Annotated in this window: 31 protein-coding genes; 9 read left to right on the top strand and 22 right to left on the bottom strand. The window is 31.8% G+C overall.

Annotation, left to right across the window (positions count from 1 at the left end; all coding sequences use genetic code 11):
- Positions 1-6: 6 nt before the first annotated feature.
- The 6 genes from BSF41_RS01440 (at position 7) to BSF41_RS01415 (ending at position 5,657) form a co-directional block, all read left to right on the top strand.
- Positions 7-408 (top strand): hypothetical protein, encoded by a 402-nt coding sequence (locus BSF41_RS01440; RefSeq protein WP_141248105.1) that lies wholly within the window; start codon positions 7-9, stop codon positions 406-408.
- A gap of 68 nt (positions 409-476) precedes the next feature.
- Complete coding sequence (locus tag BSF41_RS01435; protein ID WP_095927750.1) at positions 477-1,619, top strand: hypothetical protein; 1,143 nt, start codon at positions 477-479, stop codon at positions 1,617-1,619.
- Between the two features lie 3 nt (positions 1,620-1,622).
- Positions 1,623-2,453 carry a hypothetical protein gene (locus BSF41_RS01430; RefSeq protein WP_095927749.1) on the top strand — a complete coding sequence of 277 codons (831 nt, stop codon included), beginning with the start codon at positions 1,623-1,625 and terminating at the stop codon, positions 2,451-2,453.
- 7 nt (positions 2,454-2,460) lie between these two features.
- Positions 2,461-2,841: a TIGR02594 family protein gene (locus BSF41_RS01425; protein ID WP_256385509.1), complete on the top strand. Its 381-nt coding sequence runs from the start codon at positions 2,461-2,463 to the stop codon at positions 2,839-2,841.
- 11 nt (positions 2,842-2,852) lie between these two features.
- Positions 2,853-4,013 (top strand): hypothetical protein, encoded by a 1,161-nt coding sequence (locus BSF41_RS01420; RefSeq protein WP_141248104.1) that lies wholly within the window; start codon positions 2,853-2,855, stop codon positions 4,011-4,013.
- A gap of 252 nt (positions 4,014-4,265) precedes the next feature.
- A complete protein-coding gene (locus BSF41_RS01415) occupies positions 4,266-5,657 on the top strand; it encodes a M20/M25/M40 family metallo-hydrolase (protein ID WP_095927746.1) in 1,392 nt (463 codons plus the stop codon).
- Between the two features lie 55 nt (positions 5,658-5,712).
- Here the strand turns inward: BSF41_RS01415 and BSF41_RS01410 are convergent, their stop codons facing one another.
- From BSF41_RS01410 to BSF41_RS01330, 17 genes are all read right to left on the bottom strand, one after another.
- The gene (locus BSF41_RS01410) at positions 5,713-6,015 is read right to left on the bottom strand and encodes a hypothetical protein (RefSeq protein ID WP_095927745.1); all 303 of its coding nucleotides are present in this window, start codon (positions 6,013-6,015) and stop codon (positions 5,713-5,715) included.
- Positions 6,016-6,020: 5 nt separating this feature from the next.
- The gene (locus BSF41_RS01405) at positions 6,021-6,473 is read right to left on the bottom strand and encodes a hypothetical protein (protein WP_095927744.1); all 453 of its coding nucleotides are present in this window, start codon (positions 6,471-6,473) and stop codon (positions 6,021-6,023) included.
- 90 nt (positions 6,474-6,563) lie between these two features.
- The gene (locus BSF41_RS01400) at positions 6,564-7,241 is read right to left on the bottom strand and encodes a YiiX family permuted papain-like enzyme (RefSeq protein ID WP_095927743.1); all 678 of its coding nucleotides are present in this window, start codon (positions 7,239-7,241) and stop codon (positions 6,564-6,566) included.
- 99 nt (positions 7,242-7,340) lie between these two features.
- Entirely contained in the window at positions 7,341-8,246 is a 906-nt protein-coding gene (locus BSF41_RS01395; protein WP_095927742.1) for a hypothetical protein, read from the bottom strand.
- 23 nt (positions 8,247-8,269) lie between these two features.
- A complete protein-coding gene (kdsA, locus tag BSF41_RS01390; protein WP_095927741.1) occupies positions 8,270-9,088 on the bottom strand; it encodes a 3-deoxy-8-phosphooctulonate synthase in 819 nt (272 codons plus the stop codon).
- 239 nt (positions 9,089-9,327) lie between these two features.
- Entirely contained in the window at positions 9,328-9,660 is a 333-nt protein-coding gene (locus tag BSF41_RS01385; RefSeq protein ID WP_095927740.1) for a hypothetical protein, read from the bottom strand.
- Between the two features lie 20 nt (positions 9,661-9,680).
- The gene (locus tag BSF41_RS01380) at positions 9,681-10,127 is read right to left on the bottom strand and encodes a 2-dehydro-3-deoxyphosphooctonate aldolase (RefSeq protein WP_095927739.1); all 447 of its coding nucleotides are present in this window, start codon (positions 10,125-10,127) and stop codon (positions 9,681-9,683) included.
- 20 nt (positions 10,128-10,147) lie between these two features.
- Positions 10,148-10,834 (bottom strand): lysoplasmalogenase, encoded by a 687-nt coding sequence (locus BSF41_RS01375; RefSeq protein ID WP_095927738.1) that lies wholly within the window; start codon positions 10,832-10,834, stop codon positions 10,148-10,150.
- Positions 10,835-10,842: 8 nt separating this feature from the next.
- A complete protein-coding gene (locus BSF41_RS01370) occupies positions 10,843-12,114 on the bottom strand; it encodes a sterol desaturase family protein (RefSeq protein ID WP_095927737.1) in 1,272 nt (423 codons plus the stop codon).
- Positions 12,115-12,289: 175 nt separating this feature from the next.
- Positions 12,290-12,565: an ATP-dependent Clp protease adaptor ClpS gene (locus tag BSF41_RS01365; RefSeq protein ID WP_095927736.1), complete on the bottom strand. Its 276-nt coding sequence runs from the start codon at positions 12,563-12,565 to the stop codon at positions 12,290-12,292.
- A 36-nt stretch (positions 12,566-12,601) separates the two neighbouring features.
- Positions 12,602-13,435, bottom strand: a complete 834-nt coding sequence (gene prmA, locus BSF41_RS01360; RefSeq protein ID WP_095927735.1) for a 50S ribosomal protein L11 methyltransferase — start codon at positions 13,433-13,435, stop codon at positions 12,602-12,604.
- A 234-nt stretch (positions 13,436-13,669) separates the two neighbouring features.
- Complete coding sequence (gene tpiA / locus BSF41_RS01355; RefSeq protein WP_095927734.1) at positions 13,670-14,422, bottom strand: triose-phosphate isomerase; 753 nt, start codon at positions 14,420-14,422, stop codon at positions 13,670-13,672.
- 91 nt (positions 14,423-14,513) lie between these two features.
- Positions 14,514-15,011, bottom strand: coding sequence for a TlpA disulfide reductase family protein (locus BSF41_RS01350; RefSeq protein WP_095927733.1), 498 nt, complete (start codon positions 15,009-15,011; stop codon positions 14,514-14,516).
- Positions 15,012-15,335: 324 nt separating this feature from the next.
- A complete protein-coding gene (locus BSF41_RS01345) occupies positions 15,336-15,995 on the bottom strand; it encodes an alpha/beta hydrolase (protein ID WP_095927847.1) in 660 nt (219 codons plus the stop codon).
- Positions 15,996-16,051: 56 nt separating this feature from the next.
- On the bottom strand, positions 16,052-17,080 hold the full coding sequence (locus BSF41_RS01340) for a hypothetical protein (protein WP_095927732.1): 1,029 nt from the start codon (positions 17,078-17,080) through the stop codon (positions 16,052-16,054).
- Positions 17,081-17,191: 111 nt separating this feature from the next.
- Positions 17,192-18,292, bottom strand: coding sequence for a BT_3928 family protein (locus BSF41_RS01335; protein WP_095927731.1), 1,101 nt, complete (start codon positions 18,290-18,292; stop codon positions 17,192-17,194).
- 93 nt (positions 18,293-18,385) lie between these two features.
- Positions 18,386-18,928 (bottom strand): DUF1599 domain-containing protein, encoded by a 543-nt coding sequence (locus BSF41_RS01330; RefSeq protein WP_095927730.1) that lies wholly within the window; start codon positions 18,926-18,928, stop codon positions 18,386-18,388.
- Between the two features lie 226 nt (positions 18,929-19,154).
- Between BSF41_RS01330 and folP the strand changes: the two genes are divergently transcribed.
- From folP to BSF41_RS01315, 3 genes are all read left to right on the top strand, one after another.
- Positions 19,155-19,979 carry a dihydropteroate synthase gene (gene folP, locus BSF41_RS01325; RefSeq protein WP_095927846.1) on the top strand — a complete coding sequence of 275 codons (825 nt, stop codon included), beginning with the start codon at positions 19,155-19,157 and terminating at the stop codon, positions 19,977-19,979.
- A 76-nt stretch (positions 19,980-20,055) separates the two neighbouring features.
- Entirely contained in the window at positions 20,056-20,454 is a 399-nt protein-coding gene (locus BSF41_RS01320; protein WP_141248103.1) for a hypothetical protein, read from the top strand.
- Complete coding sequence (locus tag BSF41_RS01315) at positions 20,451-21,083, top strand: hypothetical protein (protein WP_095927728.1); 633 nt, start codon at positions 20,451-20,453, stop codon at positions 21,081-21,083. Before BSF41_RS01320 ends, BSF41_RS01315 begins: the two co-directional genes overlap by 4 nt.
- Positions 21,084-21,112: 29 nt before the next feature.
- On the opposite strand, the gene rlmH is transcribed toward BSF41_RS01315, so the two are convergent.
- From rlmH to BSF41_RS01290, 5 genes are all read right to left on the bottom strand, one after another.
- Positions 21,113-21,586 (bottom strand): 23S rRNA (pseudouridine(1915)-N(3))-methyltransferase RlmH, encoded by a 474-nt coding sequence (gene rlmH / locus BSF41_RS01310; RefSeq protein ID WP_095927727.1) that lies wholly within the window; start codon positions 21,584-21,586, stop codon positions 21,113-21,115.
- A gap of 129 nt (positions 21,587-21,715) precedes the next feature.
- Positions 21,716-22,018, bottom strand: a complete 303-nt coding sequence (locus BSF41_RS01305; protein ID WP_095927726.1) for an antibiotic biosynthesis monooxygenase — start codon at positions 22,016-22,018, stop codon at positions 21,716-21,718.
- A 90-nt stretch (positions 22,019-22,108) separates the two neighbouring features.
- A complete protein-coding gene (locus BSF41_RS01300) occupies positions 22,109-23,524 on the bottom strand; it encodes a hypothetical protein (RefSeq protein ID WP_095927725.1) in 1,416 nt (471 codons plus the stop codon).
- Positions 23,525-23,759: 235 nt separating this feature from the next.
- A complete protein-coding gene (locus BSF41_RS01295; RefSeq protein WP_095927724.1) occupies positions 23,760-24,044 on the bottom strand; it encodes a GNAT family N-acetyltransferase in 285 nt (94 codons plus the stop codon).
- Between the two features lie 5 nt (positions 24,045-24,049).
- Positions 24,050-24,445, bottom strand: a complete 396-nt coding sequence (locus tag BSF41_RS01290) for an OsmC family protein (RefSeq protein ID WP_095927723.1) — start codon at positions 24,443-24,445, stop codon at positions 24,050-24,052.

Here is a 24,445-nt window from a genome sequence, read left to right as displayed (position 1 = left end):
TAAATAATGAAAAAAATATTAATAATATTATTGATGTTTTGTTATAATCAATTCTATTCGCAAAATGTATATGATTACAAAGTCAAAACTGTATCAAATGTAAAAGATCGAACAAAAATTTTAGATGTACTTAGAAGCAAGTTAAAAAAAGACTATGATCAAGAGTTTGTTTTTGTAGTTAGCCAACTTAATGTTTCTGAGAGATTTGCTTGGTTCAATGGTTATGTTCACAGAAAAGATGGTGAGGGTTTGCTTTTGGAACCAGGTGAAGATAGTCATATAACAGCTTTATTGCAAAAGAAAGGCAATCAATGGAATGTTCTAAAAATGGAAGTATTTATTAAAGAAGTTGAATGGGAAGATTTTTTGAATAAAACTAAAGCTCCAAAAAAAATATTTTTATATTAATAATTAGAAGCAATATTGGTTTATAGTGCTTTGTTTTAGGTATATTTTTAATACCAAAAGAATTTTATATGAAAGTTAAATATCTATTGATTTTGATGTTTGTCCTAAACCAATGTCAAGAAAAGAAAACCTATTTAGAAAAGAATCAAATTATTGAAAAAGCAATGTATAAAAATATTTTAAGAAAACAACTGGAAGCCGGTAATTATCTAAAAGAAGAAGGGTTAGATCCAACTTCAAAGTACAAATATTCCCTTAATGATTATGATGTTGTAAGCGATGATGTGATAGAAAATTTAAAAAACCAATCACATAATCCGAAAAAATTTGAGGAAAAAGTTTTCTTAGTGTTTGGCATGAAAACAAAAAAGGATTTAGTTTCAATACTATTAGATTCCCCTTGTCCTCCAGATAATTTTTTATTTTATGCATCGGATGATGGCAGTGGAATTATGAGTAGTTACAAACCTCTTCAAGTTGACTTTAAAAGAAAAGCACTATTAGAGGCATTTTATATTCCAGAAATTATTGAGTACCAAAAGAAATATCCAGATCTGTATCAAGAAGAAAATAAAATGCCAAGAAAAGTAGTAATAGATGAGACCTGTTATACAATTCATAAATGGAAAGATATTACAGATTTAGCTCAACAACGCCAAAAAAACATACAAACATTAATAAACCGGAACAAATATCTCTTCAATGACAGCAAGGCGAGTTTGGTTTGGCTAAAATTTCATGATGAAGCATTTTTAGAATCTCTAGTCAAAGTTTTTGGTTATGTGTTGGATAGAGATTTATTAAAATGGGTTTTGGACAGAAGTTTACGTGATGACAAATCTAATGAGAAGGAATTTTATAAAATACTAGTAACAAAAACCTGCGATAATAAATACGTTTTTCATAAGGAGGTTTTTGAAATCATGGCTCAAGCTGATGCCAAGAGCAAAAGAAATTACCTTGATTTTTTAAGGGGGAGAATAGATTTACCAAAAATTGACGGCCTTAGTTTCAGCGAAGACGCAAGAATCAAAGCTTTGTACTGCTATTACGCGACAAAAATCGACAAAAATTCTATGTTTTCATTCTTTCCAAAACTAGATGATGAGAAATATGAGGAAGAATTCAAAAGAAACAATTACTATAATCTTCCAGATTTCAAAGAGCTCTATAATGATACTCGACACGGCGGTATTGGTTTGCCTATGTAAAATTTGCAAGAGAGAAAAAAAGTTCTTGAAGTCTGTGCAAAACTTTGGGGAGAAGACAAAAAGAAAGACAAGGCAAGCGAGCTGATGTCAGTTATGCATTTGGAGACTGGCGAAAAAAATATGTTCAAGCCCTATGCTGATAACGGGGCTGGATATTCTGGCTTGATACAGTTCAGCGATGCCTCGGCAAGAAATTTAGGCACTACAAGGTCTGCCTTAAAAGCAATGACTTTTATAGAACAAATGGACTACGTCTATAAATATTTTGCGTCCAAAACAGAAATAGCCACAATGGTCGACTTGTATCTGCATGTTTTGAAGCCAAATGCAGTAGGAAACGGCAATAGCCCAGATTATGTGATTTTTGACGAAAGCATCTCAGTGCCAGACGGCGACGGAAGCCACACAAGCCTCGAACAGCGAAAAATAAATATCAATAAAGAGCCGTGGGTAACCAAGTACGGTTATTCTTCCAACCCTTCTTTCATGAAAGGCGAGGAACATAGTAGACGACGAAAATGGGTCTACACCAAACAGCGTTTTGAAGAGCGCTGGGGATTTATCAACGGAAAAACTACAATTGCAGATGTGGAGCAGGAATTAAAGGAGTCCCATTACAATATAGGTGCTGGATTTCTTTTTAGTGGTGTATGTGAAAATGCAGTAGCAGATGATGCTTCAAAAGAAAATGCTGGAGAAAGAGCGCCGTGGATGAAATATGCGTGGGAAGAAGAATCTAAAAAGTTAAAAGAAACTGGGGCAAATAAAGAAATTCAGAAATTTTTTGACGGGACACCATATGAAAATTCAATGAAAAAGAGGTGCTACAAATGAAAGTGATATTTCATGGTGCGCAGCTTTTGTAAACTGGGTTATGAGGAATTATGGTTATAAAGGAATAACTACAGATAAAGGATATGATGCATTAAGAGCACTTAAATGGGCAAAATGGGAAGAAGGTCTTAATTTGAAAAAACCTGTATATGGAGCGATTGGGGTCAAAGGAAGAAGTGGGGGTGGACACGTCGGTTTCGTTGCGGGGAAAAAAGGTAATAAAATAGTGATATTGGGCGGAAATCAAAACAATGCTTTGAATTGTTCGAAGTATCTAGAATCAGATTTTTTTGCTTATATAGTTCCCAAAGATTATGAAGTATTTGATGAAGATTATAATCTCGAAGAATATGATGGAAATCCAAATGAAAAAGGGTCAGAAGCTTAAACATCAAAATTATGAAAAGAAAAATTTTAATACTCTGCATATTGACCTTATGCAGTTGTAATGGACAAAGTCAAAATCAAAAACAAAATGATATTGATAACGCAAAAAAAAATACTCAAATGGAAAAATTTTTAAAAAACCAATTAGAATACGGGAAACCAAATGAAAACAACCCTTATGTTTTTACCAATTCTGATTTTGAATTAATTTTACCCATAACAAAAGCTGAATTAAAATCCAGAGGCTTTAAGTTTCCAAGCAATGATAAATTTATTGCTAAAATCAAAATGGTTTTTGGCAGAATTATAGACTTGAAATCGGAGTCAAAATATATATACATTAATTTTTGGGATAAATGCGATAAAACTTTTATTTACTATCCGAACAACATTTCTGATTATTTCGGCATATATGTAATTAAACATGATAATTATATTACAGAGAGCTATGCATTGCCTCAAATTATAGACTACCAAAAAAAGTTTCCAGATATTATCAATTATGAAAATAGCTTGCCTAAAACAATGAAAAGTTTAGATGGAGGAGAACCATTTGAAGGCAATGGTGAAGTAATTAGAAATTTCTGGAAAGATGAAAAAAACTTAGTTAAACAACGTTATGAGAATCTTGAGACTTTACTGAACCGCAACAAATATCTTTTTAATGATAACAAAGCAAGTTTGGTTTGGTTAAAATTCCATGATGATTTTTTTCTTGACTGTCTTGTTAAGGTATTTGGTTATGTTCAAGATAAAGATTTATTAAAATGGGTTTTAGACAGAAGCTTAAATGATGATAAATCTAAAGAGGAAGAATTTTATAAAATACTAGTCACAAAAACCTGTGATAACAAATACATTTTCCATAAAGAGGTTTTTGATATAATGTCCCAGACTGATACCAAAAGCAAAGAAAATTACCTTAATTTTTTAATAGGAAGTATAGATCTGCCAAAAATTGAGGGGCTTAATTTTAGTGAAGACACAAGAATTAAAGCTTTGTATTGTTATTATGCTACAAAAATTGACAAAAATTATATGTTTTCCTTTTTTCCAAAATTGAATGATGAGAAATTTGAAGAAGAATTCAAAAGAAACAACTACTACAATATTCCTGATTTTAAAAAATTATTCGAGGATACTAAAAATGGGGGTATTGGTTTGCCTATGTAAAAGCTATGCTTACTACTTTTCAATTATTAGAGTCTTTTAACGAAAACGGAATCGGAACAAAAAATAAGATTATTGAAGTTAAATAGTCTTTATTTAAAAAATCTGTAAAAGCTCTAATTGCAAATTGAAAAATTTGTAATTGGAGCTTTTTTTTGAGAAAAGGTTAAGAAAAAGAACTTAGAACTGTCAATAATTTTGTTCCTTTGTGAACGTGCCAAAAGCACTATAAACTCCAAAATTACTATCAAAACTATGAAAAAAACAATTCTTTTAACTGCATTAGTTTTAAGCGGATTGACATCTTTTGCTCAGACAAATGATGAAAAAAACATCAAATTATTTTATAAAAAAGCTTTAACCGAATCAAAATGTTACACTTGGTTAGAATATTTGTCTAACGATATCGGGGCTCGTTTGTCTGGATCTAAAGGTGCAGAACTGGCAGTTGACTATACTAAAAGACAATTAGAAAGCTTAGGACTTGATAAAGTTTATTTACAAGAAGTTATGGTACCTCATTGGGTACGTGGCGAAAAAGAAACGGCTTACATTCTTGATGGAAAAGTGAAAACTACTGTGCCGATTTGTGCACTTGGGGGTTCTGTAGCTACTGCAAAAACAGGTCTTACAGCAGAAATAATCGAAGTTCAAGGAATTAAAGAACTAAATGAACTTGGAGCAGATAAAGTAAAAGGAAAAATTGTTTTTTATAACAGACCAATGAATCCTGAAAATATTGAAACTTTTACGTCTTATGGAGCTTGCGTAGACCAAAGATATGCTGGAGCAAAAGAAGCTGCAAAATTAGGTGCGGTTGGAACAATTGTTCGTTCTATGAATTTACGTTTAGACGATTTCCCTCATACAGGTACTCAAAGCTACGGTGATTTGCCAAAAGAACAATATATTCCAACAGCTGCTATTAGTACAAATGGAGCAGAATTGTTGAGTAAAACTTTAAAAAGAAATCCAGCGTTGAAATTTTATTTTAAACAATCTTGCGAAACTTTACCAGATGCATTGTCTTATAATGTAATTGGTGAATTGACAGGAAGTGTAACTCCAGAAAACATTATGGTTGTTGGAGGACATTTAGATTCTTGGGATTTAGCAGATGGTTCTCATGATGATGGAGCAGGAGTAGTGCAGAGCATGGAAGTAATTCGTATTTTGAAAAACTTAAATTATAAGCCAAAAAATACGATTCGTGTGGTATTGTTTATGAACGAAGAAAATGGCGGAAAAGGTGGAGCTAAATATGAAGAGGTTTCAAAACAAAATAAAGAAAACCACATTTTTGCTTTAGAAAGTGATTCAGGCGGATTTTCTCCAAGAGGATTTTCAATTGAAGCAGATGATGCTAATTTGAAAAAAATTCAAGGTTACAAAGACCTTTTTGAGCCTTATTTGGTACACAGTTTCACAATTGGCCATGCAGGTTCAGATATTAGTCATTTGACTTCTCAAGCTATTGTAAAAGCAGGTTTAAAACCAGATTCTCAGCGTTATTTTGATTATCACCACGCAGCAAACGATAAATTTGATGCAATCAATAAAAGAGAGCTTGAACTTGGTGCAGCGACAATGACCACATTAATGTATTTATTAGACCAAAACGGAATTGAAACTAAAAAAGCAAATTAAGTTTCAGAATAAGATACAAAAAGCCATAAGTTTTTACTTGTGGCTTTTTTTTATGTCAAGATTTCATCACAACTAAATAATAAAAATAGAGGATTGGAATATTTGAAAATAAGATTAGAAGCTTCACTCCAAGATCTTTTCGCTGTTCTGAGAGATGAATAAACAAATCTGTCAAATGCACAAACATAATTGCATTTACAATTATTGCTCCTAAAGCAAAAGGCCATGCAATAACTAATACCATAGCATTTCCGTTTGAAATGATGTAAAGAATAAATAGAATTGTACTGATTACAAATGTGCCAATAGCTAATTCTATAGACTGTTTTTCTTCAGAAGGATTATAAATTGTTTTCATGATTTTTAAATTTTAAAAGTTTGCTGAATAGTTTGAATTGGCAAAAAAAGCATTTTTGAAAAATCGAGGTAATGAAAGGCATTTGCCTTTTTCCCTCTTTTAAATTGCTGAATGAAATAGCTCATACGTTTCGGATAAAAAATAGTGCCTGTTAGTATGACCATAAACAAATACAAGCTTTTCTTTCCATTTCCGAGTAAATAATACTGCATTCCGATTTCTTCATAAACTGAAATTCCCGTATTGGTCAGAACATGAATGATGTCGTGATCTTCCAGTTTTTCCTGTATATCAAAATGATTTTTATAAAGAAAACTACCCAAGCTAAATCCTAGGCTTTCTTCAGGATAATCCATTAATTTAGTTTTATCAATATTCCAAGGCTGATTCTTCTTGAAATATTTTTGATACGGTTTTTTAGAACATTCATACAGTTTTTCAATCAAATAATCTCTCATAGGTTAGTTTTTGTAAAGTTCTTTGAATTTCAAAGCAAATAGATAAATAAAAAAGCTAGTAACAATAAAGCAATCTAGCTTTTTAAAATATTAATAAGTGTCTATTACAGTTTTTAAAATAGTAGAGTCGGCAAGGTCAGAAGGAGCAACGACTTTTTCCTCTAATGGTATGTTGTTGCCATAACGTTCTTTTAGTATTTTCTGAACCCTCGGATCTTTCAAATTAAAATCTTTCAATTCTCTAAGTGGAGACAATTCGATTCCTGCAGCATTTTTATAAATTTTCCAGATCAATTCAGAGCAATATATCCTGTTATCAGTCCATTCAAAATAAGCATCATATTCTTTACCGTCAAACTGCTGGCTGTAGTCTTTCATTTTTTGTAAAACTTCTGGTTTTAAAACAGTATCGTCTTTTAGTCGTTTAACAACATATTTATTATCTTTTCCATGTTGGATCCAATCTTCCAACGGAGTAAGCTTTACAGGCTGAACGGCTTCAAAAACAAACCATTTTCTGTTAATATCATAAATGATTCCACAATGAGAAAACTTCGAATTTGTGGCAATGCGAACTGCTTCACACTGTTTAGATTCTGATGTCTGAAAAATAAGATCTCCGTCTTTAAACTTGCTAACAGCTGTTTTTTCTGTTTTGGATGTTCCAGTAAAGGGATTATTCGGAAAAACTTTTATAGCCACGAATAAGGCACAGCCAAAGCTTAAGAAAAAAGTAATAATCGGAAATAGGTATTTTTTGTTTTTCATAAAGTAAAATTTAAAGTACTTTGAAGTACAAAGTAAATAATAAAAAAAATAGCTGCCAAATAAAATGACAGCTATTTTCTAAATATATTTTACGAAATATTAGAGTCTAAAAATACCTCCAACAGCAATAATTCTTTGAAAATAAGTAAAGTGCTGAGAAGCTTTATCTTCATTGCTAGTAGTTGTTCTAATGTCTTGCATATTGATGTAACCACCTTTTAGTTCTCCTTGAATATAGAAATGCTTGAAGAAAGTAACGTTTAAACCAGCTTTTGCAGAAACACCATAACCAGAAACGTGAAAATCATCGTGACGTTCTTTACCTAAAAGAGTAGTATTTGTTTTAGGATATAAAACTCCAGCGCCAATACCTTCAGTTAAGTTAATCTGAACTTTATCAATATTTGGTAATCCAAACCATTTAGAAACATCATCAAATCTTGCAACTTCCGTATTAATGTAGTTTAAACCATCTGTATGTTCGTACATTAAAAAAGCTGGACCATTTACATTTATTTCACCATTGCCATAACCGCCTTCTTTAGCCCCTCCTTGAGACATATCCACAGGAGTATTGTTGTAATTACCATTGTAAATTGACGCAGGATCATCTGCAGGTAAATTGATGTTTCCGGTAACATTTGCGATTTGATTCTGTGACATTACATATTTCATGTGGTCAACACCAATAGTCACACTATAATGATCACTAAAAAAGTAACCCAATCTCAAATTGGTTTGAGGAATAGTCATGTTAACAGGATTGATGTAATCAACATGCCATCCTTTTGGTTTGTCATGAGCAGCCATATTCTCCACTGTAAAGTTGTAATCTTTACCTCTAAAGTTTACATCAGATTTTGAGTAGCTTTCTCTGTTACCACCCCACATAACAAAGAATTTTCCTTTATTATGGGCAGCATATTTTTGTACTGGTATTTCTTCCTGAGCAAATGTGTTTAAAGAAACGCAAGCAAGAAGAAAAACTAAAATTTTTGTTTTCAAAGAACTTAAGTATTATAAAATTATTAAAAGGCATTTACAGTTTTTCTAATAGCTACTAATTTGTTCATCAAACCTTCAAAATAGTCTAAATGAAGCATATTAGCACCATCGCTTTTTGCATTCGCAGGATCAAAATGTGTTTCGATAAAAATACCGTCAACACCAACTGCGATACCAGCTTTTGCTACTGTTTCAATCATGTCAGGTCTTCCTCCTGTAACACCAGCAGTCTGATTTGGCTGTTGTAAAGAGTGTGTTACGTCTAGAACTGTAGAAGCATATTGCTGCATAGTAGGAATACCTCTAAAATCAACAATCATGTCTTGGTAACCAAACATAGTACCACGATCTGTAACCATAACGTTCTCATTATTACAGTCTAATACTTTTTGAACAGCATGTTTCATGCTCTCAGGACTCATAAATTGTCCTTTTTTCAAGTTTACCACTTTTCCAGTATTCGCAGCGGCCACAACAAGATCGGTCTGGCGCACTAAAAATGCAGGAATCTGTAAAACGTCAACGTATTGAGCTGCCATGTCAGCATCTTCGTTTGTATGGATATCTGTTACAGTTGGAACATGAAAAGTTTCTGAAACTTTTCTTAAGATTTTTAAAGCTTTTTCGTCACCAATGCCAGAAAAACTGTCAATTCTAGAACGGTTTGCTTTTTTGAAAGATCCTTTAAATACATAAGGAATTTGAAGATTGTCGGTAATACCAACTAATTTTTCAGCAATTCGCAACGCCATTTCTTCTCCTTCGATAGCACAAGGCCCCGCTAATAAAAAGAAATTTCCGCTGTCAGTATGCTTAATTTGTGGAATATGTTGTAAGTTCATAAAATTATTTTTTTGCACTGCAAAGGTAGTTATGATTTATGAATAGCAGATGAAGATTTAAGATTATTTTAAGAACTCGAATAGCTGACTAGGAGCTGAGTAGAATTAACGAATTGCTAAAATTTCTTTAAAACGATTAAATGCTTTTTCCGTGGCAATATTAAAGCATGAAAAGAAACTAATAAATGACATTTATCATGTTCTAAAGCTTTATAGTTTAATGCAAGAAATAGTAAGATTTATATCTTATTTCTTTTTGCTCGCCATCTCTTAATTAGAAATTGAATTACAAGAATCAATATCAGAATAAAAAGTAAAAAGAAACATGCTACAGCCATTCCTACAAGTGGCATACCACATCTCATAGGATTGGGATATTGTTCGTATTGTTTAGAAAAATTATAATCAGCAATATTAAAAGCTACAAAAGAAAGTATAATTTGCAGCAAAACATTGATCCAAGAAATTTGGCTGAATTTAAATGATGCAGGTTTATAGATAGCAAATGTTCCCCATATTAATTGTGATAATACAGGTAAAATAATAAGCAATAGTGGTAATACATTAAGCATAATCTTAATCTGAACTTATTCTATTTCAACCTCAATCCCATCGGAACCATTAAAATTCCTTTTTCATAAATATTCAAATAAAGCTTAACCGGTTTTTTTTGTCCTTCCCATTTTAATTCATAAACATTAAGAAATCCAGCGCCCATGTTGCTTCTTTTTGTTGGAAACGGACAGCAGGTTTCTAATCTAGTATACGTAATTTTTTCGCCATTTGGACCAGCTAAAGCATTTAAGAAACGAGTTTCGTTTAAAGTCTCACTATTTGTATTTTGAAAAAATATGTTAACAGGATAATCAGGATCATAACCGTATTTTTTGTCTTTAGCAAATTGCGTTATAGCAAACGTGTTGTCCTTCTTCAAAATCAAATCAGGCGCATTATCATCAACATTTTTTAAAGTCGATTTTGTGCTTACGCAAGAAGAAGCAAAGATTACTAAAACAATTAAAAGTGCTATTTTTTTCATGATTGAGGTTGTTGGAAAAGTTAAACTGTTTGCTGTTCTTTTTTTGGATTTAGTTTTAAAATACCAACTACAATCAGATATTGTGCCAGAAGATAAGTTAGCATAATAAAAAAGGAGCTTTTAGGAATTGGAGCATAAAATTTATTTACAGCCAAAATACTGTCAGAAATAATAAAGAAAACAGCCCCTAAAAACACAAGCTGATTTCCCGGTTTTTCCCACACTAAAAATCCGTTGAAAGCAAATAAAAGCATAATTGAAATTATCGAAGCGTAAATAGAAACAGGAATTTCAAGATCTCCTAAATGGGGCATTAATACAGAAACCATCCCGATTAAATAGACTGCAATTAATATACTGCCAAATATAAAAATAGGTTTGTTTTGCTTTTTTCTAATTCTTTTCTGCTTATTGAAAAGAATGCAGTAGATGATATGTGCAGATAGGAAACATACGAGTCCTAGAATAAAATAAATTTCACCAAGATCTGAAAAAAGTAAAATAACATCTCCAAGCCAAGAGAGCACAAGCGCAGCTAATAAAATATTCTGCGTTGGAAAACTTCTATAAAAGTAAGCGCCAAACCCAATAATTGGTATTAGAATGGGTTTGAGAAAAAGATCAAAACGTTCGTGCCCAGTGAGCAGGATAATGAGGTAAACCACACTAAATGCAGCGTAAATTTTAAAAAAAGATGAGTTTCTCATAATAGGGGTTATGAATTGGTATATTGGTTTTGGTTGGTTTTAAAATCAAAATTAACAAAATAAAGTGTTGTTAAAAAAGATAAAATCAGGTAGGTAAAAATAATGTAATTACTAATTGGAATTGTACGATTTAGCCCAAACCAGTCTCCGTAATAGCCAATAATACCAATTACTATTGCTAGTCGGATGCCTTCCCATAAGGGAGCAAATCGACTTTTGTCCATTAGCTCTGTGTAACTATATATGGTTACGAAAATAAAAAAACCGTAGATAAAAATATTTGGCAGACCAATTTTGGCAATATTTTCAAATAGATAGCTTACAAATAGTAAGGTTATTAAAACTTGTACAACCGACCAGTAAATTAATTTTTGAGAGTTTTGAGTGCCGTATTTCTCAAAATTAAAAACATTTTCAATTTTGTTTACAGGATATTTTTCTTCAAAATTTTCGGGGCGCCAGCCTGTTGGTTTAAACCAAATGGTGAGTTTGTCTTTCAATTTTGGAGCGCGCCAGGCATCTTTTATAAGTAAGCTCAAATGCTGAAAATTTATTTTAATAGGATTCCAGGTATTGGCAGGTCTTGTGATTCCGAAAACCGGAGGAACTTCATCTAATTCTTCTTGGAAAGTGCCAAAAAGTTTATCCCAAAAAATAAAAATCTGAGAGTGGTTTTTGTCTAGGTATTCTGAATTAATAGCATGATGCACCCGATGATGCGAAGGAGTTACTAAAATATGCTCCAAAAAGCCCATTTTTTTGATGTGTTTGGTATGATACCAAAATTGCAAAAATAAGTGAATAGGAAGCGTTATCGCAATTACTGAAGCAGGAACACCCAGTAAAGCAGCAGGAATCAATAAAAAAGTAAAGAGATTAACCAAACTAGCAATGGGCTGACGTAATGCGCAGGCAAGATTAAATTCTTCACTGCTGTGATGAATAGCATGTTTGTTCCAAAGAAAATTAATCTGATGCGCTAGTCGATGACTCCAATATCCGTAGAAATCAATCACAAAAAAGGCTATGAAATAGGAGAGAACATTGGCTTCTAAGTGCTGTAATGCAATTTTAGAAACTAGCCATTCATAAGAAAGAAAAGTAATACTGAGTCCTAAAACATCTTTTACCGAATTGGTAATGCCAGAACTAATGCTCGATACGCTGTCTATAAGTGGCGCCGTATCGTTTTTTACATAAATGCCGTATATTTTTTCAATGATAATTAAAGTCAAAAAAATGGGCATTGCAATAATCAATATCTTTCCATATTCTTCCATAAAAAAAGCATTCTATTTCGTTCAAATATAGAATAAAATCGAATGCTTTTTAAATTATTGTTAAATTAAACGGTTTTTAATGTGATATTTTGATTTAAAATAAGACAAATAAAAACGCATTTTATTTTATTCGAATATAGAACAAAACAGAATGCGTTTTTAAATTATGGATCAATTAGACAATTTCGGCGCTAAGTCCAGCTTCCAAAAGTTGTGTGCATTGAGGTTTAAGCTTTTCAATCGGACCCGTTTTTACAGTGCATTTTCCGTTGTAATGAACAATCAAAGAGCATTGTTCAGCTTGTTCAGCCGTATGGTCGCAAACACGCATAAGAGTATCGATTACGTGATCAAAAGTGTTTACATCATCATTATAAACAATGATCTCGTTATTAAAAGCAATGGCTTCTTTTTCGCGAACTCTTTCTCTTACTTTTTCTTTAGTACTCATATCTTATAGGTTTTGTACTGAGTTGATTATCAGTATCTAATTTACGTATTTTAAAGATACCCAGTTGTTTCTTTGAAGCTTTTTAACATAAGTTAATCCCTTTTCAACGCATGAAGCGTCAATAAATGGAATGTCTTCTTCATAAAAACCGCTAAAAAGAATAATTCCTTTTGGGTTCAAAGCATCAACATAAGCCTGCATATCGTTCAACAAAATATTTCTGTTGATATTGGCAATGATTAAATCGTATCTTTTACCCGCTAATAAAGCCGCATCGCCCTCATAAACGCTGATATGTTTACAATTATTGCGTTCGGCATTTTCAATAGAATTTAAATAACACCAATTGTCAATATCAATGGCATCGATAGGTTCAGCGCCTTTCATTTCTGCTAAAATAGCTAAAATGGCAGTTCCGCAACCCATATCAAGTGTTTTTAAGCCTTTTACATCCATTTCCAATAAATGCTGAATCATCATATGAGTAGTTTCATGATGGCCAGTACCGAAACTCATTTTAGGTTCGATCAAAATATCAAACTCAGCGTCAGTTTTTGGGTGAAAAGGAGCTCTTACGTGGCATTTTCCATCAACATCGATTGGTTCGAAGTTTTTTTCCCATTCTTCGTTCCAGTTTACCTGATCGATTTCTTCAATGGTATATTCAATTTTAAACTCTTCAGATTGTAAAATGTAAATATCATCCAGAATATTCTCATCCCATAAATCCTTCTTCACAAAAGCCGAAATTCCGTTTTCTGTTTCTGTAAAACTTTCAAACGCTTTTTCGCCCAATTCAGCAACTAAAATTTCTGATCCTAATTCTTTCGGCTCAATCGTAAAATGATATCCTAAATAGATGTTTGACATAAATAAAAATTTTTGCAAAGGTAATTCTTAAATTATAAACTTCAATTCAAAAATTCCAAATTCCAGTACAAAAAAACCATTCGCACCGCGAATGGTTTTTTTGTAAAATCTAAAATCTAAAATCTAAAATCTAAAATCTAAAATCTAAAATCTAAAATCTAAAATCTAAAATCTAAAATCTAAAATCTAAAATCTAAAATCTAAAATCTAAAATCTAAAATCTAAAATCTAAAATTAGATAGCAGTTACAATAGCTAAGAAATCGTCAGCTTTTAAAGCAGCACCTCCAATTAAGCCACCATCTACGTCTGGTTTAGAGAAGATTTCTTTAGCGTTTTCTGGTTTTACAGAACCACCGTATAAAATAGAAACTTCATCAGCGATTTCAGCTCCAAAAGCTTTACGGATAGTTTCTCTGATAAATTCATGCATTTCTTGTGCTTGTTCTGGTGAAGCAGTTTCTCCAGTTCCAATAGCCCAAACTGGTTCGTAAGCTAAAACAATTTTAGACCAAGATTCTTTAGCAATATGGAAAACACCATCACGTAATTGATTTTCAACAATATTAAAGTGATTACCAGATTGACGATCTTTTAATTCTTCTCCAAAACAGAAAATAACTGTCATGTCATGTTTTAAAGCTGTATCAACTTTGTTTGCAATTAAAGCATCTGTTTCGTGGAAAATAGCTCTACGCTCAGAGTGACCTAAGATTACGGTGTTAACGCCAATGCTTGTTAACATATCTGCAGAAATTTCTCCTGTAAAAGCACCACCTTCAGCTTGGTGAACGTTTTGAGCAGAAACACCAATAGTTGTATTTTTTAATTTTGCAGCAGCAGCTTGTAAGTTTACAAAAGTTGGAGCTACAATTACTTGTGCATTTGTTTTAGCTGGAATTTTAGCCACTAATTCGTTTAATAATTCTTCAGTTTGCGCAGCATTTTTATGCATTTTCCAGTTTCCTGCAACAATCGATTTTCTCATTTTGGTAGTTTTATATTATTTTTTTGTTTTTTTGTTTTGAAAGAAGTCAAAATTTAAATTGAATTTTGACATTGATATTGTTATTAAAATATTATTTCAATGATTGTAAAGTAGAATCGATTTTCTCAAAATCAGTTTCAATCGCTCTGTATAAAACGATTTTTCCAGTTTTATCAACTACAATGTATCTTGGAATCCAGTCTAAGTCAATAGCTTTTCCAAAAAGCCCTTTCATGCCATCATTCATCATGTAATGATCGCCTTTATTTAACTCATGTTTTTCGATTCCAGCTTTCCATTTATCAGCCGTTTTATCAGCAGAAATGAATAAGTAAGACACATCAGGATTATTAGCTTGTAGCTCTTTTAATTTTGGCATTGCTTTCACACAATCACCACACCAAGAAGCCCAAACTTCTATCACTAAAGTTTTGCCTTTGTATTTTTTTAAGATGTTTTTGAATGTAACCTGACTTCCATCAGTGGCTAGTAATTTCTCAGACAGAGCTTCTTTAGAAAAAGCTGTTTTTTGAGCTTGTGAGCAAGAAAAAGAAATAAACGCAATTACGACTAGAACTAATTGTTTCATATTTGATTAAAATTATTTTTTATTAGGGTACTGAATTCACAAAGTTAAACAAACAAATTGAATGCCAATTGTAGATTAACAAAATTTGAAGAGTCGTTTATTTTGTAACAAATCGACGTTTTTTGGTTGAAAAAAGAGTATTGAAATCGTAATAGTTGAGGTAGGAAATGGTGTTTTTTCCTAATGGATGTGTTTTGCAAATAAAAAAATGATAAAAAATTTATTTTTGGAAAAAGATTTTAATCAAAAAAACGTCAGATTGCAATAAAAAAAGCCTTCAATAAAATCAAAATTATTGAAGGCTTCCTTTATGTTTTTCAATGCTTAATTTAATTCATAGTTGCCATTTGCCCATTTTTTGCTCGGAGCAATCCAATTGTCTGCAGCTTTGAACAAAAAGCCGTGTTTTAGACCTGTGTTAAGTTCAATTTCTTTAAAATGATCTATTTTACATTTCGAAGTTTCTTTTCTTTTAATGGCAGAAACTCCATAAATATCTGATTTTTCGTAAATGGTTAAAATATTGCCGCAGAAATTAATATCTGGAATTTCTTGAATATCAATATCTCTAAAGCATCCAATGAAAACAAAATTCACATCTGGATTAGAGAGATAAGTCGAAACATATTGGGCAATATAACCACCTTGTGAAGTTCCAATTACGGTAATATGATTTGGCGGAACCCCTTTTTTAATTAATGCTTTTACCTGTTTTACAATCTTTTCTGCGTACTCAGCAGAATTTGTGTTTTTCTTTCTTTTTTCACTAAAAACGATGAAATTATCTTTTCTGAATGATTCTAAAATTTCGTTGTATTCTGCTTTTCCATATTCGGCATGAGTTGCGTTTAAAGGATTTTCTTGAACAAATTTGTTATGAAAAAAGAAAATGTAACGCTGATCTCTATTAAAAGTTTTTTCTTGGCTGAAACCTGAAAAACTTAAAAAAAGAAAAAAGAAAGCAATGGAAAATACTTTTGGCATTAGTTTCATGGGTAGTTTTTTATGAAATAAAAGTAAATAGAAAAACAGAATAATTCTTATCTTTTTTTTCCTAAAAAAATGTAATTGAATGCATTTATAAAAAACGGAAATGTAACAATCACAATCCAGATTATAAATTGTTTCGGAACAAATTGATAATAGTAATTTAAAAAGAAAATAGTACTTATAAAAACGATACAAATTAAAGAATGTAAAGGCGAAACCTGATTATCTGAATACCTATTTATATGATCGCCTTTGAGTTTTCTTACGCTATTAAAATACTTTGAATTGAAAAATTTGCCCGGACGTGGTATAAAACGAAACAACATGATAAAATTCTGAATGATATAAATACTCGAAATGCCTAATAGAAAATATTGGAGACCGAGATAAAGTATTTTTAATATATTGGCAGTAATTTCGATTGGAGCTGGCTCATCAATAATATGAAGATTATCTACTGCAAAAAGAAACATAATGATAGAGCTCCAAATGCTCAAAATAAGCTTGTGCGTGTTTGATAAATGTGTATTTGTAAACGCATGAAAAATAGAAAACAACGAAAACAACAAGCCAATTACCAGAAATGTCTGCATGACAATATTTGTGCTTGTGATGAAATCATAATCGATTGCCCAATAAATAACAGCGATGGATTGTAACAAAGTAATACCTTCTGTCAGTTTCGGAATGATCCTGTATTTATAAAATAAAAGCGAAAAGATAAAATATAATACCAAGAAGATAGAAGGCCATATTCGAATGCTAAGGGTGAAAACGTCTCCTAATCCATATCTACTGTGAGAATCTGCATTATTTACGAAGTTTAAAAATGCGAAGGCAATAAAGAAAGATACTAAACCAATAATTACTACCAGAACCCATCTGCTGGTAATTCTTTTACTTTCAAAAATTACTCCAGCCATCAGGGCCATTACATTAATTGGAATTAAATGACTGCCAGAAGTTGCTTTAATATAAGTATCATAAACAATGTAAACAAGCAACGCCGAAATAAACATAAAAAGCAAAGGATTTGAAAAAAATCTTTTGGTTAATTGCTGTGGTATTCTTGAAATCATAGTAGGGTTATCTTAAAGTTTAATTTGGGGTTTAAAATTTAGAAAACAAAACGCCAATTCAACTAAAACAAGAAGAATTGGCGTTGGTAAAAATATATATCTATAATATAATTACAATTTTAAATCATCAACATCGTTGTAATGCACTTTTTGAGCGATAGTTCCGTCATGTACCACAACAATGCTTGGATTTGCTCTTTCGACAGTTTTTAAAGCTGTTCCGTCGCAGAAATAGAAATCAATGTCTAAAGTATATTCTTTTTTGGCTTTAGCAATTTCATCAGCTCCAGAAGCCGTCATTCCGATTACTTTGTAGCCTTTTGCTTTTGCATCTGCAGTAACTTTTGCTAATTTTTTCATTCCCTCTGGATTTGATAAATTCAAATCGTAAGTTACATAGATTAACAATTTTGACTCTTTTAATAATTCTTCTTTATAATCAGAATCATCTTTTGTCATAGTAAAATCGTGAATAGGAGGAACGTAACCTTCAGAAATTACTTTGTCTTTACGATCCACAAAAACAGCACCTTCAGGAATATTCATTAAATCTTTCTCTGTAAATTCTTTGTCAACGCCATTTACTTTGTAGATAAAAATCATTTCTACAACCGATTTTGGAGCACCTTCTGGAATTTCCATTCCTTTCTCGATGTTTGTACCTACTTTATACGGACGGAAATCTTTGATTGGATTATGGTTAATAACCCAAACGGCCATAAAAACACATAAAACAATACTGATTAAAGTGATAATGTTAGTTACCAATTTAGAGAATAAAGGTTTTACTAATTTTTTGTTGATGAATAAAATCAAGATAAAGAATAGTAAAACAATATCTTTTGTGAATGATTGCCAAGGCGTTAAATGTAAAGCATCTCCAAAACATCCACAATCTTTTACTACATCAAAATAGGCAGAATAGAAAGTAAGGAATGTAAAGAAAACAATTAGTAAAAGTAAAGCCCAAATCGTTAGTTTTGATTTATAGCCAACCAACAGCATAACGCCTAATACTACTTCTAAAATCACTAAAAAGATCGCCAACCCTAAAGCCAATGGCTCTAAAAACGGCATATTGAAAACTGGTTCACTGAAATATTCAGCCAGTTTATAAGAGAATCCAACAGGATCGTTTAGTTTGATTAGTCCGGAAATGATAAATAATACACCGACAAATAATCGGGAAAATTGAGTAATGATGTTTTTCATGGCAAATATTTAGGGTTTAAATTCCAAAACTAAAATTCCAAATTCCAATTTTTCAATAAAATTTTGGGATTTGGAATTTTTAAAATTGAAATTTTACTTGTTTATAGGGTTTAAGATTAAAGCAAACACAGAGTAATTAATCATATCCTGATAATTGGCATCGATACCTTCAGATACGATTGTTTTCCCTTTGTTGTCTTCAATTTGCTTAACGCGAAGGAGTTTCTGCAAAATTAGATCGGTTAAAGAACTTACGCGCATATCACGCCAAGCCTCGCCGTAATCATGATTTTTGGCCTCCATTAATTCTTTGGTCAATTTTACTTTAGCATCATATAATTCAGTTGCTTTTTCAACATCAAGATCGGGCTGATCAACAACGCCTAATTCTAATTGAATCAAAGCCATAATAGAATAATTAATGATTCCGATAAATTCTCCTTTTTCATCTTCATCCACTTTACGAACATCATTTTCTTGTAAACTTCTGATTCGTTGCGCTTTTATAAAAATTTGATCTGTTAGCGATGGCAATCTTAAGATTCTCCACGCGCTACCATAATCTTTCATTTTATTGATGAATAAGGTTCTGCAAACCTCGATAACATTATCAAATTCTTGGGAAGTATTCTTCATTTATATGCTGTATATTTGCTAAAATTTCTTCAAAAATAAGGATTAAATTAAAGAGTTTCAAGTTTCAGGTTTTCTTTGTTTCAAGTTTTTTCTAAACAAAGTGTTAACAGCAGTAACTTGAAACTAAAAAATGTTTCAAGTTTTAGGTTTCAAGTTTTAACTTTTCGAACTTACGCAATCTGCATCAACTTGAAACATGAAACATGAAACAAAAATAACAAAACGCATGACGATTAACTGCAAAGGTGAACTTATAAATTTATCGATTCCTAAAGTAATGGGAATCTTGAATATTACGCCGAATTCTTTCTTTGACGGAGGGAAATATAAAAACGAAGACGAAATAATTTCGCAAGTAGATAAAATGCTTTCTGAAGGCGCAACATTTATTGATATTGGAGCGTATTCCAGCAAACCAAGCGCTGAGTTTGTAACCGAACAAGAAGAAATTGACCGAATTGTTCCAGCAATAGAATTGATTTTAAAACACTTTCCAAAGACTTTATTATCTATTGACACTTTTAGGGCTGAGGTTGCAAAAGCAAGTATCGAAAGTGGTGCGGCTATTATAAATGATATTGCTGCAGGCGAATTGGATGAAAAAATGTTTGATGTAATTGCGCATTATAACGTTCCATATATCATGATGCATATGCGTGGAAACCCGCAGACGATGCAGAGTTTGACCCAATATGACGATATCATTAAAGAAATGCTTTTTTATTTTTCTGAAAAAGTGAAAAAAGCGAGAGCTTTAGGAATCAACGATTTGATTTTAGACCCTGGTTTCGGTTTTGCCAAAACAACCGATCAGAATTATGAAGTCATGCAAAAAATGGAACTTTTTAATCTTTTAGAATTGCCCGTTTTAGCTGGAATTTCAAGAAAATCAATGATTTATAAAACGCTGGATATTACGCCTCAAGAAGCCTTAAATGGAACAACTTTTCTGAATACAATTGCTTTGACAAAAGGCGCAAAAATTCTGCGTGTGCATGATGTGAAAGAAGCGGTGGAATGTGTTACTTTGTTTAATAAACTGAATAAATAGAATTCATTTTATTGTAGATAGATTTATGGAAAAGCCAAACATTTTAAATACTCTGAATATTCTCAAAAAAGTTGAAATGGGTGAAAACTCAACAATTTTACTATATTTCGGAAATATCCCTAATTGGAATCAAAATGATTTTTCTTATAATATTGGAGAATCTGTAGATCATTATGAAGTTGTAGAAGTAAATTTCGATCTGGAATACTCAGATAAAGTTGATTTATATTGGAAAATTCACAGATATATAGGGGAAAGATCTTTTATAACTGTTGAAAACAATTTTATAAGCTTATGGCGTGGAGAAATAACAGACTATGAGGAACAGTGGAATTATTTTGATGATTTGGATGACGAAATTCTGATTCTAAATTATAAAAAATATAACGTTGAAAAAACAATGCAAGATTGGAAAACAGATTATATGAAACTAGAAAAAAGATATTATTCATTATTAATAGAAAAAATGCAATGAAATACTTTACTCTAATTATAGTTTTCCTTCTTTTCTCCTGTGGAAAAAAAGAAGACGTTTTATTGCCAAAATCAAATGTTTCGATTGTAAAAGATGTACAAGATCATTCGCCGATTTACATTTTCTTTAAAAAAGAAGGAAAAGATACCATCGCCGATTTGAATAGAAAAAGTGCGATTATCTCAACCAATTGGATATTAAATATTGACAAGCGTTTGCCATTAAAAGTTGTAATTCCGCAGGTAATCAAAATGCAGGAAAAAAAGCGAGCTGACAGTGCTCACAAAAATGAAAATGCCGAAAATTATTATTCCTACGCAGATTCTATTGGGAAAAATCTAGCCTTTTTGCCTTTCACGAAAGTGTTTTATAAAATGGAGAAACCTACAGCAGGAAGTTTTGTGGTTTACTTTAGAAAAGGTAAAAAACAGGTTTTTATGGGAAATCAGGAAATAAAAATATCAGAAATACTAAAGCAGTTTTATAGTATAAAGTTTGATAAAGTACCAGATCTAGTATTTTTATTTGATAAGAACATGAGTTATGAAGAATATATTCAATATAAAATTCTACTTCAAAAAGACGTGACTTATAATCTTGACACACTTCCCGTAGAATTTATTTTCTAACTTGAAACTTTAAACCTGAAACAAAAAAACTATTGATGATGATACGGCTCATTTCGTAAAATGGTAAATCCGCGGTACAATTGCTCTATAAAAAACAAACGAACCATTTGGTGCGAGAACGTCATTAGCGAAAGCGAAACTTTTCCTTGCGCTTTTTTATAAACGGTTTCAGAAAATCCGTAAGGACCACCAATTACGAAAACTAAAGTTTTAACACCAGAATTCATTTTCTTTTGTAGTTCTTCAGAAAAACGAACGCTTGAGAATGTCTTTCCGTTTTCATCCAACAAAATCAATTGATCGGTTGCTGAAAGTTTAGACAGAATTAATTCGCCTTCTTTTTCCTTTTGCTGACTTTCAGATAAGTTTTTTACGTTTTTGATATCGGGAATAATTTCCAGATCAAATTTGATGTAAAAGGACAAACGTTTGGTGTAGTCGTCTATCAAAGTTTGAAGCGATTTATTATCTGTTTTGCCTATGGCTATAAGTTTAATGTTCATTGGTTAAGTTTTTTGCAAAGAATTACACTAATTCGCACGAATTTACTTTTTGCCACAGATTAAAAAGGATTTTTTAAATTGAGAATAATTTAATCTATATTAATCTGTGAAATCTGTGGCAAACAAAATCTATTTTTTATTTTCAAAAACCGTTTCAAAATGTTCTACAATTGGAAAAGGTTCGTAATAATGATGTAAAATCTTTTTCCATTCGAGATACGCTTCAGAAGTTCTAAAACCTACTGTGTGATCTTCTAATGTATTCCAATCGACCAATAAAAGATATTTGTTTTCGACTTCCAGACATTTCTCTAATCGATGCCCTAAATAACCATCAATTGAAGAAATGTATTGACTTGCTTTTGCAAAATCGACTTCAAATTGATTTGCTAAGTCTGGTTTTACGTAAAGAAATGCTGCCTCTAGTATCATATTTAAAGGAATTTTATCTGCTTAATCTGCCAAATCTGCGAGAGTATATTTTTCCCGCAGATTTAGCAGATCTGATAGATTTTATTTTTACTAGTTTTTTGAGAACTTTGCTTCAAAAGTTTTAAAGCGGTTATCTAAATCTTTTATTAATTGTTTTTTTACTGATGCGTCTTGAATAAAACTGTAATTGATGCTATTGTAAACGTATTTTTTAATTGTTTCGTAATTCACATCAGGATATCTTTTTGCCAGTAAAACATATTGTTCGGTCATATTGCTTCTTAAAATTCCCGCATCGTCTGTGCTGATCACAATTGGCACATTAAATTCTTTGTAAAGCGTAAACGGATGTCTGTTTTCTTTTACTTTCAAAATAAATTCGTTACTGACTAAATTGATTTCAATCGGAATATTTTTTTGAGCCATATATTTCAATAAATCATAAGAATTGGCTTCATAAGCGATATCAACTCCGTGGCCAATTCTGTTGGCACCTGCTACATAAATAGCGTCATTAATATGCCAAGTCAATTCTTCGGGCTGAACTAAACCTAAAGTCAATTCACCAGCATGAAGCGTATATTTTACGTCAGGAAATTTGGAATGACAGTATTTAAACATCACCATGTGCAACCAATAATCTTTCATAGAAGTCTGTCCGTGTTCTGGCGAAACGATATTTACACCAGCAGTCAATTTACTTTCGCTTGACGAAATAAAAGCAATAACCAGATTTTTAAACAAATCTACCGGTTCCATAAAACGAAGCACAAAGTTTTGATAACGCATCGTGAATTTATCGTCATCCATTTTTAAATCCTTGTGTAGCTTGGCAATGAAATTATTGTTGAAATCGTCAGCATATTTTTTAGCCTCTTTTTTCTGAAGTGATTTATACAATTCATCCAAAAGTTTCAGAACCGCTTTTTCGTCTTTTTGTTCTGAAGCTTGACGAAGTTTCGTATTGAAATCAGCTAAGTCAGAAACATTCATATCACATGGAATTGTTGATAATTGCGTTTCAATATAAGTAACGTTTTCTGCAATCGCGCGTTTTTTTAGTTCAAGCATTCCTTCTGCAAAATGCCCCGCGATAGTGGGTTCAAATTTCATGAAAGAATCAAAAAACTGATCATCCGAAGGAACAGAACCATTATAATCTTTTACCGACCAAGTTTGCATGATCTGCTGTTCGTAATACTCTAATTTTCCTTTGTTATTAAGAGAAGAGAAGTTTTCCCAGTTTCCTTTTTCGGGTTTGGTTTTAGAAACTGCCATAGTTTCCAAATTTAAATAAAAATCTTCTGCAATAGCTCTTTCTAAAAGAGGTTCTGCATAAACTGATCCTGAAAAATGGTGGTGTAAATCGCCTCCTTTAGGCATTTGTTGAAAGAAAGCTGTTAAGAGAGCTTCATTATTTCTGATTTTTTCTAAATAACTCTCAGCCGATTGAGAAAAGCCGATTTGTGCTATAAAAAAACAGAAAAGCGTAATTATTCTTGTCATACTCTAAGATTAAATTACGCGCAAATATACGAGTTTTCGGAGAATTTTGAAAATTTGTTTTTTGTTGTGGTGAGTTTTACCGCAAAGAGCGCAAAGTTTTATGATATACGAAACCTAATATAAACGCAAAGTTCGCAAAGCTTTATGTAAAAAACTTTGCGAACTTTACGTAATCCTTTGCGTTCTTTGCGGTTAAAAAAAACTTAGAATCTTAGCATCTCAGAACCTTAGAAACTCAAGAAAAAAGTACATCACGAATTTCTTCAACTTTATCGAAAACGCTTTTTGCGAAAGGACAAAGTGGAATAATTTTTAAGTTGTTATTTCTAGCATATTCTACAGCTGCCATAACCAGTTTCTTACCAACGCCTTTTCCGTTAAAATCTGGGCTTACTTCGGTATGGTCAATGATGAATTTTGAATCTCCCGCCCAAGTATAAGTCATTTTTCCAGCTTCTTTTCCGTCTTCTATGGCTTCAAAATAGCCTTTTCTTGTATCGTTTATTTGTTGAATTTCCATATTATTTATACTAAAGAAGTTTCTATTTTAATTGTATTTATAAGTGTTTTATGGACAGGACAGCTGTTGGCAATTTTCAAAATTCGCTGTTTTTGAGCATCGTCTACATTTCCTGTAATTAAGATTTTGGTTGAAAATAAAGAAACGGTATGTTCTTCATTCTTTTCAAAATCTACCCAGATTGTAAGTTCTGAAACATCCCAAGCTTTGCGGTCAATGTACATTCTTAATGTAATTAAAGTGCAGGAAGCGAGCGAAGAAGCTAGGAGTTCAAACGGACTAAAGCCTAAATTTTTTCCGCCCATTTCTTGCGGTTCGTCGGCAATTAGAATATTTCCTGTTTTAGAAGTTATTTCTGTGCGATATTTTCGGGTGTCTATTGTAGCTTTTACTGTATCCAT

This window comes from Flavobacterium sp. ACN2, assembly GCF_002303885.1.
In the GTDB taxonomy this organism is placed as follows: Bacteria; Bacteroidota; Bacteroidia; order Flavobacteriales; family Flavobacteriaceae; genus Flavobacterium.
Note: the sequence above shows the minus strand (reverse complement) of the source record. Positions and strands in the feature narration are given on the sequence as shown.

What these genes read in the sequence shown, in the direction of transcription:
- BSF41_RS01330 (WP_095927730.1), bottom strand. Translation starts at nt 18,928, where the DNA reads ATGAAGAATACTTCCCAAGAATTTGATAATGTTATCGAGGTTTGCAGA.
- prmA (WP_095927735.1), bottom strand. Translation starts at nt 13,435, where the DNA reads ATGTCAAACATCTATTTAGGATATCATTTTACGATTGAGCCGAAAGAA.
- BSF41_RS01315 (WP_095927728.1), top strand. Translation starts at nt 20,451, where the DNA reads ATGAAATACTTTACTCTAATTATAGTTTTCCTTCTTTTCTCCTGTGGA.
- BSF41_RS01345 (WP_095927847.1), bottom strand. Translation starts at nt 15,995, where the DNA reads ATGCCAAAAGTATTTTCCATTGCTTTCTTTTTTCTTTTTTTAAGTTTT.
- BSF41_RS01370 (WP_095927737.1), bottom strand. Translation starts at nt 12,114, where the DNA reads ATGGAAGAATATGGAAAGATATTGATTATTGCAATGCCCATTTTTTTG.
- tpiA (WP_095927734.1), bottom strand. Translation starts at nt 14,422, where the DNA reads ATGAGAAAATCGATTGTTGCAGGAAACTGGAAAATGCATAAAAATGCT.
- BSF41_RS01440 (WP_141248105.1), top strand. Translation starts at nt 7, where the DNA reads ATGAAAAAAATATTAATAATATTATTGATGTTTTGTTATAATCAATTC.
- BSF41_RS01295 (WP_095927724.1), bottom strand. Translation starts at nt 24,044, where the DNA reads ATGGAAATTCAACAAATAAACGATACAAGAAAAGGCTATTTTGAAGCC.
- BSF41_RS01400 (WP_095927743.1), bottom strand. Translation starts at nt 7,241, where the DNA reads ATGAAAAACAAAAAATACCTATTTCCGATTATTACTTTTTTCTTAAGC.
- BSF41_RS01350 (WP_095927733.1), bottom strand. Translation starts at nt 15,011, where the DNA reads ATGAAACAATTAGTTCTAGTCGTAATTGCGTTTATTTCTTTTTCTTGC.
- BSF41_RS01335 (WP_095927731.1), bottom strand. Translation starts at nt 18,292, where the DNA reads ATGAAAAACATCATTACTCAATTTTCCCGATTATTTGTCGGTGTATTA.
- BSF41_RS01375 (WP_095927738.1), bottom strand. Translation starts at nt 10,834, where the DNA reads ATGAGAAACTCATCTTTTTTTAAAATTTACGCTGCATTTAGTGTGGTT.
- BSF41_RS01435 (WP_095927750.1), top strand. Translation starts at nt 477, where the DNA reads ATGAAAGTTAAATATCTATTGATTTTGATGTTTGTCCTAAACCAATGT.
- BSF41_RS01405 (WP_095927744.1), bottom strand. Translation starts at nt 6,473, where the DNA reads ATGAGAGATTATTTGATTGAAAAACTGTATGAATGTTCTAAAAAACCG.
- BSF41_RS01365 (WP_095927736.1), bottom strand. Translation starts at nt 12,565, where the DNA reads ATGAGTACTAAAGAAAAAGTAAGAGAAAGAGTTCGCGAAAAAGAAGCC.
- BSF41_RS01300 (WP_095927725.1), bottom strand. Translation starts at nt 23,524, where the DNA reads ATGACAAGAATAATTACGCTTTTCTGTTTTTTTATAGCACAAATCGGC.
- BSF41_RS01320 (WP_141248103.1), top strand. Translation starts at nt 20,056, where the DNA reads ATGGGTGAAAACTCAACAATTTTACTATATTTCGGAAATATCCCTAAT.
- rlmH (WP_095927727.1), bottom strand. Translation starts at nt 21,586, where the DNA reads ATGAACATTAAACTTATAGCCATAGGCAAAACAGATAATAAATCGCTT.
- BSF41_RS01340 (WP_095927732.1), bottom strand. Translation starts at nt 17,080, where the DNA reads ATGATTTCAAGAATACCACAGCAATTAACCAAAAGATTTTTTTCAAAT.
- folP (WP_095927846.1), top strand. Translation starts at nt 19,155, where the DNA reads ATGACGATTAACTGCAAAGGTGAACTTATAAATTTATCGATTCCTAAA.
- BSF41_RS01305 (WP_095927726.1), bottom strand. Translation starts at nt 22,018, where the DNA reads ATGATACTAGAGGCAGCATTTCTTTACGTAAAACCAGACTTAGCAAAT.
- kdsA (WP_095927741.1), bottom strand. Translation starts at nt 9,088, where the DNA reads ATGAACTTACAACATATTCCACAAATTAAGCATACTGACAGCGGAAAT.
- BSF41_RS01380 (WP_095927739.1), bottom strand. Translation starts at nt 10,127, where the DNA reads ATGAAAAAAATAGCACTTTTAATTGTTTTAGTAATCTTTGCTTCTTCT.
- BSF41_RS01385 (WP_095927740.1), bottom strand. Translation starts at nt 9,660, where the DNA reads ATGCTTAATGTATTACCACTATTGCTTATTATTTTACCTGTATTATCA.
- BSF41_RS01410 (WP_095927745.1), bottom strand. Translation starts at nt 6,015, where the DNA reads ATGAAAACAATTTATAATCCTTCTGAAGAAAAACAGTCTATAGAATTA.
- BSF41_RS01420 (WP_141248104.1), top strand. Translation starts at nt 2,853, where the DNA reads ATGAAAAGAAAAATTTTAATACTCTGCATATTGACCTTATGCAGTTGT.
- BSF41_RS01290 (WP_095927723.1), bottom strand. Translation starts at nt 24,445, where the DNA reads ATGGATACAGTAAAAGCTACAATAGACACCCGAAAATATCGCACAGAA.
- BSF41_RS01415 (WP_095927746.1), top strand. Translation starts at nt 4,266, where the DNA reads ATGAAAAAAACAATTCTTTTAACTGCATTAGTTTTAAGCGGATTGACA.